Below are 10,237 nucleotides of genomic sequence, written 5' to 3'. Positions count from 1 at the left end.
GCGGCGAGGACGGGGCCGACGACGGCGCGGACGGTGCCGCCGATGATGCCGGACTCGCTGTAGGCGGGGATGACCTGGACGCCGGTGATGACCCAGACGAGGATGCCGGGCGTGCCGGGCGCGCCCTGGGCNCGGAGGTTCTGCCGGGCCATCAGGGCGCAGGAGAANAGNGCCAGCTCGGCGGCGGCGAACATGGCGCCNCGNTCGGNGGCGGAGGCCATGTCGAGGCGGTGTTCGGCGAACCGCCAGCTGGTGTCGGCGCTGTAGGCGGTGCAGGCCATCGCGGCGAGGGAGGCGACGGCGACGGCGGCCGGTGTCCTGCGGAGCGCCCGGAGCAGCAGACCGAGGACGGCGAGCGCGAGGACGAGGGCGGTGATGGTGAGGACGGGCTGGGCGACGGTACTCACCGGCCTCCACCCGCCTTCAGCGCCGCGATGTACTCGTCGACGGTCCGGTAGTCGGCCGGGCGCAGCTCGCTCTGCTTGCGCAGGTAGTCGGCCTCCCACTGGAGGCCGAGGATGGCCTCACCGCCGAGGACATCGCGGATGGTGGCCTGGATCCAGGCGATGCGGTCGCTGGCGTGCCGCTCGTACCCGGCGAGGTCGGTGTAGTCGCGGCCGGGGTGGGGCAGGGCGAGGGCATCGCTGATCGCGGCGAGCAGGGCCCGGACCGGGCCAGTCAGGGTGTCGGGGGTCTCGCTCATCGGTGCTCACCTCGCAGGTGGGCGAGGTCGGCGATGAGGCGGTCGAGGCGGACGGCGGCGACGCGGAGGGCCTGGGCGAGGTGCCGGGCGTCCTCGGGGGCCACGGTGGCGTCGACGTCGACGTGGACGACGAGCAGGGGGCGCGGCTCGGGCAGGGTGCGCCCGTGCGGCGTCTGGGTGATGCGCGCGTCCATGATGTCGACCTGGCCGTAGCGGGCGGTGACCGCGCTGGCGGTGGTGGCCGCCCCGTTGTGGGTGAGGTCGGCGAGGGCGTTGACGGGGTCGTTGTCGTGGCCGGTGCACCAGGCGGGTTCGGGCACGGTGACCTGGCCGTGGTCGATGGTGCGGAGGGTGACGGTGCCGTGCCGGTACTGGGGGTCCTGGGGGGTGGTCATCGCTTGCCCCCGCCCTGGCGGGCGCGGCGCAGGGCCTCGTCCATGTTCGGGTCGGAGTCGCCGTTGGCGAGGGTGGCGGTGCGGAAGCCGGTGGCGGCCGGGGTGTAGTAGCCGGCGCCGCTGGGGTCCATCTCCCGGTTGGCGTAGGTCCAGTGGCCGGTGTCAGCGGGGACCTCGGCGGTGTTCTTCTTCCACCGGTAGTGCTCGGTGACGACGCGGCGGGCGAGGGTGGCGAGCCAGTTGTACATCTGGCCGTCGGTGGTGGCCCGGCACTTGTGGAGGTCGAGCCAGGCCCGGTAGAAGGCGTCGGCGGTGAGGTCTTCGGCGAGGTGGTGGTTTCCGCCGCGGACCTCGCGGGTGACGAGGCGGGCGATGCGGGGCTGGAACTGGGTGTAGATGGCGGCGAAGCGCTCGTTGAGCTCCTGCGCCGGGGTGCTGCGGCGGGCCGCAGACATGGCAAGATCGGTCATGCCGACTCCTGGTGTGAGATCCAAGTCGGTAGAGGGTCGGGCGGCGCGCGCGCCTCCCCGGTGTTCCAGCACCGCGGAGAGCTGCTGCCCGGCCCTCGTCTTATGGGGTTGTGTACTTCTTGATCGAGTGGGCGACTGCCGTCCAGCTGAGGCCGAGCTCCTTCGCCAGCGCATAGACGCTGCCGAGTTCGCCGACCCCTTCCTTCAGGGCTTCCGCCCGTCGTCTGCGGGCCTGATCCACCTGGGATTCGAGCTGTTCCAGCAGCTCATCCTCCGTGCGGATTTGGTCCCGCCATAGGGGCGTTTCCACCTCTCCGAGACTATCACTAACCCCCCTATGCGCAAGGGGGTTAGCGATACTCATGCTGCTTCTCTGGGGGAGAAGTGCACGAGCAACGCCCAGTCCTGCGCCGTCTCATACACGTAGCCGCACCACGGGCAGGCCAGCCGCGTCTCCCCGGGCAGACGGCTGATCACCGCCCCGCAGACCACGCCCTCCCCGGTCACGGCCACACAGTTCCCCAGCCGCTGCGGCCGCGGCTCCAGCGCCCCCACAACGGACTCGGCAGCACGCCGCAGCTCCAGCACCTCACGCGCCAGATCCCCGGCCGCCGGGTAGGCCGCCACGATCCAGTCACGCTGCCGGGCCAGCCACCGGCAGTCCTCCACCAGCCCGCCCGAAGGCGGAGCCCCGCGGTGCGGCCACCGGACCCGCCGCACGTCCCCACGCCACAAGCGCATCACCTCGCAGGCACGGCCCCAGTTCACCGTGTCGATGACGTCCTCGTTGACCGGCGACCGCGGGCCGGCCGAACCCCGCGTCGGGATGATGTCGCCGAACGTGGAACGGCGGGGCACCAGGCACTCGCCGACCTCGTCGTACAGCCCAGGCAGGTCGAGCAGGTTCTTCACCAGCTCGTCCCCGTGCCGGGTGCACAGGTAGCCGCGGGCAGCGTTGCCGCAGCACTCGCAGGTGGACACTGGGGATCTCCTTCGGGGTGGGCGACTGAGCTCCTTCAGGGAGTTCAGTGCGGGTTGCTGGTGGGGCGCCGGGCCCGATGCCCGCGGGCCCGGCCGGGAAGGCGGGGGTGATGGCCTGCTACGTCTGGGCCATGTCGATGAAGCGGCTGAAGTGCAGTTGTGAGGCCACGGTGATCGTTGCCGTGGGACCGTTGCGGTGCTTGTCGACGATCAGGTCCGTCTCTCCGGCCCGCGGTGACTCCTTCTGGTAGGCGTCCTCGCGGTGCACGAGGATCACCACGTCCGCGTCCTGCTCCAGGGACCCGGACTCCCGCAGGTCGGCCTTGGTCGGCTTCTTGTCCTGCCGCTTCTCCGACTCCCGGTTGAGCTGGGAGAGGACCACGACGGGCACCTCCAGCTCCTTGGCCAGCAGCTTGAGGCTGCGGCTCATCTCGGACACCTCAAGCTGCCGGTTGTCCCGCCGGGAAGTCCCCGCGGTCAGCAACTGCAGGTAGTCGATGACGACCAGGTCGAGGCCGCCCTGCTGCTTCAGGCGGCGGCACTTGGCCTTGATCTGGGCGACGGTCTGGTTGGGGCCGGCGTCGATGACGAGGGGGGCCGCCGCGATGTCGGGCGTCCGCCGCGCGACCCGCGTCCAGTCCTCGTCGGTCATGTGTCCGCCGCGGATGTGGTGCAGGGCGACCCGGGCCTCGGCGGAAGTGATCCGCATCTGCACCTCGCGGCGGGACATCTCCAGGCTGAACAGGACGGACCGACGGCCGTGCCTGATGGAGCAGGAGCGGAGGAAGTCGACGCCGAGGGTGGACTTCCCGAGGCCGGGCCGTCCGGCGACGATGACGACCTGCCCGGGGTGCAGTCCGTTGAGGAGACTGTCGAGGTCGGTGAAGCCGGTCGGCACTCCCATCGCCAGGCCGTCGCGGCCGAGGCCCTCGATCTCCTCGATGAAGTCACCGAAGTCGTCGCCGACCGGGGCGAAGTCATCGTCGTCGTCGATGGCGGTGATGCTGGCGATCTCGGCCGCGGCGGCATCGACGGCTTCGGCGGCGTCGCGTCCGGAGTAGCCGAGGCTGGCGATGGTCGCCCCGGCCGTGACCAGACGCCGACGCGTGGCGCAGTCCCGGACGATCTCGGCGTGGTAGCCCGCGTTCGCCGCGGTCGGCACGTGCTTGAGCAGGTCGTGGGCGGCGAGTATCCCGCCCGCTCTGGTGAGCGTGCCCTGTTCCCGCAGGTGGTTGGTGACCGCGATGGGGTCGGTCGGCTCGCCCTTGGCGAACATGGTCACGATGGCGTTGAACAGCACTTCGTGGGCCGGCTGGTAGAAGTGCTCCGCCGTGATGATGTCGACGACGTCGGCGATGGCGTCCCGGGACAGGAGCATCCCGCCCAGGACGGCGCGTTCGGCGGACAGGTCGTGCGGGAGGGCCCGCTCCTGGTGCTCCTCGCTCACGCCGCGACCTTCTTCCGGCGGTCGGCGCCCTTGAGCGTGACCCGCTCGCACATCTCCGCGATGCGCGAGGCGACTCGGTCCCCGACGGCCGCGCCGAGCTGGCCGGGCACCACGTTGGTCGTGAAGATCGTGGGCAGGCACCGTTCGTACCGGTCGTTGACCAGCCGGTAGGTGACCTCTTCGGCCCACTCGGTGTGCTTCGCGGCGCCGAGGTCGTCGAGGAACAGCAGCGGGGCGTGCGCGATGGACTCGTAGTCGGCATCCGCTCGGCGGTCGTCACGGGGCCTGAGAGCGGCGTACAGGTTCGCCGCGGTGTACGCCTGCCACCTGACCGTGCTGCCGGTCTCAGCGACCGCACGCAGGGCGCTGAAGGCGTAGTGGGTCTTGCCGACACCGACGGGTCCGGCGAGGAGCAGCGACCGGGTGTCGTGCGGAGCGGCGGCAACGCGGCCGGCCCAGTTGCGGGCGACGGCGTCGGGCGCGGCCTTGGCGAACCGGAGCGGGACGTGAGCGTCGAAGTAGTCGAGGGCTGCCTGCCGCCACTCGTCGACCTGCTCCTGCAGCTCGCCGCGCAGGAACCTGCGTTCGGCCTCGGTGAGTTCGGTGACGGGCCGCTTCCCGGTGTAGTGCTCAAGCAGGTGTGCGGCGAACGGCTCGGGGTCGAGGCCGGCGGTCTGTGCGTGGAAACGGGCGGCGGCCTCGGAGGGCAGGGCATAGCGGCCCGGGGGAAGGCCGAGACCGGCGTGGTCGAGGGTGAGGGTGCTGAAGTGCTGGTTCATGACACTTCCTGGTCGTAGTCGTCTTGGTTCTCGGGGTCGCGGTACGGGCCCTGCCGTCCACGGATCTCGCCGAGGGCGATGTCGAGAGTTGCGCCGGAGATCGCGCGGCCCTGCTGGGCGACGCGGTGGAGAGCGCGGGCTAGGTCGTCGCGTTCCACGCCGTTCTTGATCGCGGTCCGGATGATTCCGCGAACGGCGAGGAAGGGTTGGGCTCGGCCCTTGCCGTGCTTCAGCCAGAAGGCGGCGGTGAGGTCGTCAGCGACCTGATGCGGGTTGGGCTTCACCGCTGCCTTCTTCCGCGACTTGCGCTTGACCGGCTCGCCTGTCGTGGCGTCTTCCGGCTGCTCCTCGGACGCGTTAGCGGAAGAGGAAGTAGTAGTTGAGGAAGTAGAGGGGTAGGGGTGGTTCTTTTGACCACCCTTCGTGGTCGAAAAAGACCACCCTTCAGGGTCCGTAGGGTGGTTCATTTCGCCACCCTGGGGTTCGCCCTGGTCAGAGTCGTAGGGTGGTTCATTTGACCCGCCTACGGGATCCGTAGGGTGGTCGTTTTCGCCACCCAACGACTCGACCGGGCCGAGGTGAAGGAACCGATACTTGGCGGTACGCCCGTTGTGACCTTTGCCGACCTGCTCAAGCACTTTCTCCCGCTTGAGGCGGGCGACGATCCGCAGCATCTTCCGGCTGTCGGGGACCATGGCGTAGCGCATGATCTCCTCGTCGACGACGCTGTTGTACGTCAGCCGAGAGTCGTCGTTGGCATCGTCCGCCAACACCAGGGCGGTGAGCTTCTCCTGGTGCGTGAGCGAGGGCGGCGCCCACATCTTCACCTCGCGATAGAGCAGGAAGCCCATCACCACACCGCCCTCTCCCGGGCGGCGCAGATGGTCGCCTCCGCGGTGGTGCGGCTGCCGCCGGTAACGCTGTTCACTAACGGCTCTTCTCTGCACTGGAGCTGAACGGTTGATGAAGCGGGGCGGCCTCCAGCCGCCCCGCGGGCATCAGGCAGGCCTCTTGGCGATGACGTCGATGAGGGCGGCCACGATGTCGTCCCGGTGCCTCCGGCAGGCCGCGTAGTCGTACCTGCGGTTCGGGCCGGCGAAGGCGCTGACGATCGCCTCAGCCGCCTTGGGGCAGCCGCTGCACTGGTAGTTCGCGGTGTTGTGCGGCGAGTCGGGTCCGTCGGGGCAGTCGCACCAGCTGCACTGCTCGCCGTTCGCCGCTGTGATGGCGATGGGGGCGAGGGCGGGATGAGCTGCGGCGTCCCGCGCGGCGGCGAGCGCCTGGTCGGACAGGAACGTGTCCCGGGGGGTGCGTGTCACTTCGCCTCCCGGAGCTTGGCCACGGCGGGAGCAAAGAGCACTCGCAAGGTGGCGATCCGCTCGATGCGCGCCCAGTAGGCCGCGTTACGGGCAGGGTCCTCGAAGCGGACCGGGCGAGACCGGGGTGTAGCTACACCTGCGGCCGTTGCCGAGGTGTCGGCCGGGGCGGTCACGCCTGGGCCTCGCTGTCGCTGGCGGGGGCGGCGGGCTGCTGCGGCCTCTCGGCGTAGTCGATGAGGATGCGGGCGGCGGCGAGGCGCTCGACCGGGGACTGCCCGACGGGGAAGGCGAGGGTGGGCGCACCGTCGCGGAACTGGACGTAGTACCCGAAGTAGCCGTCCCGCATGGACTCGTCGAGGGTGGAGGTGTCCCACTCCCTGACGACGTAGCCGACAGTGAGGGCAGCGAGCTGGGCGTGCGCACTGGCGGGCTCAGCGCCAGCGTGATGCCCAGCAGCCACGATGCCGGCCTGGTCGGTGGAGAGGGCGGGAGAGGCGTCCGACGCCGTTGTCGGCTGTGCCATGCTGTCCATAGAGCTGTCTCGTTTCTTACTTGCTGGTAGCTGCGGATTGCTCGACTGAAGAGGCCGCCTCGCACGCGGCCTCTTCGTCGCTTCCGGCTGACGGTCCCGCCTCGCACGCGGGACCGGCGCCGTTCTCCTCCGGGGCCAGCCGAAGGAAGCGGTGGAGGTCGATGGTCCGGGCGACACGTCGGCGCCCCATGCGGATGACCTCGATGGGCAGCCGGTCCTCGGCGGCCAGCTGATAGGTGGTGGACTCGGAGAGGGACAGGGCCCGCCCGACGGTCGGCCACAACGGGACGACGGCGGGCAAGTCGAGGATCTCGGCGATCGTCAGGGCCGGGGCGGTCATGCCGCCTGCTTTTCAAGCCAGGCGTCGACGTCGGACCAGCGGGCTCGAAGGTGACGCCCCACCCGGAACAGCGGGAAGGCTCCACCCCGCGAGGACCACTGGTAGATGGTGGCCTTGGAAACTCCCAGGTAGGCGGCCAGTTCGTCCGGTGTCGCGAGCGGGCGGCGCTGCTCCTCGTGCTGCTCAGCAGCGGTCATGTCTGTTTCCCTTCTGGGAACGAAACATCGGAAGGTGGGAACAGATTGCGACAACTCGCGCCGTTCGTCAAGTGGCATCAACTGTTGCCTAAACGGAAACACTCCAGGATGGCCAACCGTTGAGGCGGCCGTTGCGTGTTCCCTGGTTGGCCTCTACCGTTCCCGGCATGGAAACAACGACAAAGCTCGGCAGCGTGGGTCAGCGGGTGGCAAAGGAGATCGCACGGCTACGAGGGCGCACTACGGTGCGCGAGCTGTCCGCCCGGCTAGGCAAGCTGGGCCGGCCGATCCTGCCTTCGGGCATCACGAAGATCGAGCAAGGGAAGCGGCGCGTCGATGTCGATGACCTCGTCGCACTCTCGGTTGCTCTGCAGGTAACCCCCACACGCCTCCTCATGGGGCCGCCTCCTACCGAAGGGCCTGACGATCCGGCGCACGAGGAGGCCTGGGAGTGGTATGAGGAGGAAGACTCGAATGGGGAGGTCCGTTCCTACAGCGCGCTTCGGCTGGCTTCTGAGCTCGCTTTGGATCCTTGGGATGCATGGACGTGGGCACAGGGAGACTTCCCGCTCGGGGAGATCTGGAGATTGCCGGAAGAGGAGTCGTTCCACTTCGCCGAAGACGCTGAGGAGAAGTTCAAGGCGGAGAATCAGCTCCCCGTCCTGCGCCCCCTCCTGCATCTGGGAGACAGCGTCCAGGGGGCGATCACCGCCATCACTGCCGCCACCATGGACGCCTTGGACAAGGGCTTGACGGATGATCAGGTAGAGCAGTTGGTGAAGCAGTCGATCAGGTCCTGGAGCCGGGAGTCCAGAACACTGAGGGCGAACGCCGAACGTCTCCGCAAGGCACAGGAACAGGCAGACAATGAAGCCTCCAGCTAGTGGGAGGTAGTGATGAAGGGCTCGACGTATCGTCGCTGTTACTGCCGGGACGGTGACGGCAAGGCCATGGGCAAGGTCTGCCCGCAACTGTCGAGCCGGCGCCACGGCGTGTGGGCTGTACGGCAGGAGCTCCCGCCACGGGCGGACAGCGGACGGCGCTCCTTCTCCCGCTCCGGATACGCCACCGCGAAGGACGCTCAGGAGGCCCTCGACACCGTCCGGGCCCTGCTCGCACTCGCACCCGGCGACGACCAGGAAGCACAGACGAAGATCGGTGACCTGCTCGAAACCGTCAGCAAGAACAAGAACGCGCCCCTGCCCGACCTCACCGAGACCCGCCGCAGGTTCCGCGCCGGGCAGCCCCTCACATCCAAGCTGACGGTCGGCGACTGGCTGGACGAGTGGGTCGAGGGCAAGAAGCGGAAGAAGTCCACACTCAACGGCTACAGCTCCCACATCCGCGTGCACCTCAAGCCGGGCCTCGGGCACGTCCTGATGGACCGGCTGAACGTCGGGCACCTGGTCGAGTTCTTCGACGCGATCGACACGGCCAACGAGACGATCGCGGTACAGAACCAGCAGCGGCGCGAGCAGCAGGCCCTCGCAACGTGGGGGAAGCGTTCCCGGCCGCCAGCCTCGGAGACGGCACGGCTGGCCGCAGAGAAGGCGAAGCTGGACGCGATGCCCCCGTACCGCCGGATCACCGGCCCCGCCACCCAGCAGCGGATCAGGGCGACGCTGCGGTCCGCGCTGAACGCGGCGATCTCGCAGCAGCTGCTCACCTTCAACCCGGCCGCGCACGTCGAGCTGGCGTCGGGCAAGCGGCCGAAGGCGGTCCTCTGGACGCCGGAGCACGTGGAGCGGTGGCAGCAGACCGGCGAGAAGCCGTCGGGGGTCATGGTGTGGACGCCGGCACAGGTCGGGGAGTTCCTCGATCATGCCGAGCAGGACCGGCTGTACGCCCTGTTCCACCTGATCGCGTTCCGGGGCCTTCGCCGCGGCGAGGCGGTCGGCCAGGACTGGGCGGGGATCAACTTCGCCAAGGCCCAGCTGACGGTGTCCAAGACGATCATCCAGGACGGGTGGACGCCGGTGGAGAGCGACCCGAAGACGGAGGGCAGCGCGGCCACCATCGCCCTGGGCCCGGCGACGCTGCAGGTGCTGGCCGACCACCGGGCAGCCCAGCAGGCCGAGCGGCAGGCGTACATGGAGAAGGGCCTGCCGTGGCAGGAGACGGGCAAGGTGTTCGTCGACGAGGACGGCGGTTGGCTGCACCCTGAGAAGGTGTCGGACGTCTTCCGTCGGCTGTGCAGGGAGGCGGCGCTGCCGCCGATCAACCTCCGCGACTTGCGGCACGTGGCCGCAACGCTGATCCATGCGGGTGGAGGTGACCTTCACGCGATCAAGGAGACGCTGCGGCACGGAACGATTCAGCTAGCGTCCGACACGTACACGACCCTCCTTCCCCAGGTCGACCAGGAGGTCGCGAGGAACGCGGAAGCGATCGTGCCGCGGGCCCGGCGTCCACTGCCTTCGGACACTGCCGCTCACGCACCGCTCACGCAGGAGCCGCAGAACGACTGAGCGCCCCGTCTGGTCTAAACCAGTTGGGGCGCTCTAAGTGCTGGTGACGGGCCGACTTTCGAACGGTCGTTCTGGTGGGGCGGGTGGGACTCGAACCCACGGCCGACGGATTATGAGTCCGCTGCTCTAACCGGCTGAGCTACCGCCCCATAGCGGCGTGTCGCGTACATGTGTGCGCGCCGTCTGCCGCAGCATAGCCGCTCATACGATCTCCTGCCTCGGATGGTCGGCTTCCACGGCACCTTCCTGACCATAGGACTCCGCGGTGCGGCGGGTGGTTCCCCGGGGAGGCGGGAGACATGAAAAAGGACCCCGGAGGGTCCTGGTTCACGATGCTCCCCCGACTGGACTCGAACCAGTAACCTGCCGGTTAACAGCCGGCTGCTCTGCCAATTGAGCTACGGAGGACCGAGCTCCCCCGACTGGACTCGAACCAGTAACCTGCCGGTTAACAGCCGGCTGCTCTGCCAATTGAGCTACGGAGGAATGCCTCGTCGCATCGAACGCCCCGTCCCGGGTACCCACCAGGGGCGTGCGCTCGCTGCGACACATACATTAGCGCAAGCAGGGGGGTGCTCCGCCAATCGGTACTCCCCCGCTCCCGCA

Annotated in this window: 14 protein-coding genes, 3 tRNA genes and 1 pseudogene; 2 read left to right on the top strand and 16 right to left on the bottom strand. The window is 69.1% G+C overall.

Annotated elements, in window-relative coordinates; genetic code table 11:
• The 13 genes and pseudogenes from GTY84_RS12900 to GTY84_RS12840 all read right to left on the bottom strand — a co-directional run.
• Positions 1-407: pseudogene (locus GTY84_RS12900) on the bottom strand (hypothetical protein); the annotation flags it as partial.
• Complete coding sequence (locus tag GTY84_RS12895) at positions 404-703, bottom strand: hypothetical protein (protein WP_161226348.1); 300 nt, start codon at positions 701-703, stop codon at positions 404-406. The pseudogene GTY84_RS12900 and the gene GTY84_RS12895, both read right to left, overlap by 4 nt.
• Complete coding sequence (locus GTY84_RS12890; protein WP_161226347.1) at positions 700-1,098, bottom strand: hypothetical protein; 399 nt, start codon at positions 1,096-1,098, stop codon at positions 700-702. Before GTY84_RS12890 ends, GTY84_RS12895 begins: the two co-directional genes overlap by 4 nt.
• A complete protein-coding gene (locus GTY84_RS12885; protein ID WP_161226346.1) occupies positions 1,095-1,568 on the bottom strand; it encodes a sigma-70 family RNA polymerase sigma factor in 474 nt (157 codons plus the stop codon). Before GTY84_RS12885 ends, GTY84_RS12890 begins: the two co-directional genes overlap by 4 nt.
• Before the next feature lie 100 nt (positions 1,569-1,668).
• On the bottom strand, positions 1,669-1,878 hold the full coding sequence (locus GTY84_RS12880) for a hypothetical protein (protein ID WP_345943423.1): 210 nt from the start codon (positions 1,876-1,878) through the stop codon (positions 1,669-1,671).
• Positions 1,879-1,928: 50 nt separating this feature from the next.
• Positions 1,929-2,549 carry a hypothetical protein gene (locus GTY84_RS12875; RefSeq protein WP_161226344.1) on the bottom strand — a complete coding sequence of 207 codons (621 nt, stop codon included), beginning with the start codon at positions 2,547-2,549 and terminating at the stop codon, positions 1,929-1,931.
• A gap of 118 nt (positions 2,550-2,667) precedes the next feature.
• Positions 2,668-3,996 (bottom strand): replicative DNA helicase, encoded by a 1,329-nt coding sequence (gene dnaB / locus GTY84_RS12870; RefSeq protein WP_345943422.1) that lies wholly within the window; start codon positions 3,994-3,996, stop codon positions 2,668-2,670.
• Entirely contained in the window at positions 3,993-4,775 is a 783-nt protein-coding gene (locus GTY84_RS12865) for an ATP-binding protein (protein WP_161226343.1), read from the bottom strand. Before GTY84_RS12865 ends, dnaB begins: the two co-directional genes overlap by 4 nt.
• Positions 4,772-5,632 carry a hypothetical protein gene (locus GTY84_RS12860; RefSeq protein ID WP_161226342.1) on the bottom strand — a complete coding sequence of 287 codons (861 nt, stop codon included), beginning with the start codon at positions 5,630-5,632 and terminating at the stop codon, positions 4,772-4,774. Before GTY84_RS12860 ends, GTY84_RS12865 begins: the two co-directional genes overlap by 4 nt.
• Positions 5,633-5,773: 141 nt before the next feature.
• Complete coding sequence (locus GTY84_RS12855; protein ID WP_161226341.1) at positions 5,774-6,094, bottom strand: hypothetical protein; 321 nt, start codon at positions 6,092-6,094, stop codon at positions 5,774-5,776.
• A 169-nt stretch (positions 6,095-6,263) separates the two neighbouring features.
• Positions 6,264-6,617, bottom strand: coding sequence for a hypothetical protein (locus GTY84_RS12850; protein WP_161226340.1), 354 nt, complete (start codon positions 6,615-6,617; stop codon positions 6,264-6,266).
• Between the two features lie 25 nt (positions 6,618-6,642).
• The gene (locus GTY84_RS33805) at positions 6,643-6,966 is read right to left on the bottom strand and encodes a DNA-binding protein (protein ID WP_237532246.1); all 324 of its coding nucleotides are present in this window, start codon (positions 6,964-6,966) and stop codon (positions 6,643-6,645) included.
• A complete protein-coding gene (locus GTY84_RS12840) occupies positions 6,963-7,163 on the bottom strand; it encodes a helix-turn-helix domain-containing protein (protein WP_161226339.1) in 201 nt (66 codons plus the stop codon). Before GTY84_RS12840 ends, GTY84_RS33805 begins: the two co-directional genes overlap by 4 nt.
• Positions 7,164-7,330: 167 nt before the next feature.
• Between GTY84_RS12840 and GTY84_RS32975 the strand changes: the two genes are divergently transcribed.
• Together GTY84_RS32975 and GTY84_RS12830 are read left to right on the top strand one after the other, a co-directional pair.
• On the top strand, positions 7,331-8,047 hold the full coding sequence (locus tag GTY84_RS32975) for a helix-turn-helix transcriptional regulator (protein WP_202551059.1): 717 nt from the start codon (positions 7,331-7,333) through the stop codon (positions 8,045-8,047).
• 12 nt (positions 8,048-8,059) lie between these two features.
• Positions 8,060-9,631: a tyrosine-type recombinase/integrase gene (locus tag GTY84_RS12830; protein WP_161226338.1), complete on the top strand. Its 1,572-nt coding sequence runs from the start codon at positions 8,060-8,062 to the stop codon at positions 9,629-9,631.
• A 72-nt stretch (positions 9,632-9,703) separates the two neighbouring features.
• On the opposite strand, the gene GTY84_RS12825 is transcribed toward GTY84_RS12830, so the two are convergent.
• The 3 genes from GTY84_RS12825 to GTY84_RS12815 form a co-directional block, all read right to left on the bottom strand.
• Positions 9,704-9,780: transfer RNA gene (locus GTY84_RS12825), tRNA-Ile, on the bottom strand.
• A gap of 186 nt (positions 9,781-9,966) precedes the next feature.
• A tRNA-Asn gene (locus GTY84_RS12820) sits at positions 9,967-10,039 on the bottom strand.
• Between the two features lie 5 nt (positions 10,040-10,044).
• A tRNA-Asn gene (locus tag GTY84_RS12815) sits at positions 10,045-10,117 on the bottom strand.
• Between the last annotated feature and the right edge of the window lie 120 nt (positions 10,118-10,237).

Origin of the sequence: Streptomyces sp. SID8352 (genome assembly GCF_009862265.1) — a bacterium.
Lineage (GTDB): Bacteria > Actinomycetota > Actinomycetes > Streptomycetales > Streptomycetaceae > Streptomyces.
The sequence above is the reverse complement of the archived record's forward strand: the minus strand, read 5'-3'. Positions and strand labels throughout refer to the sequence as shown.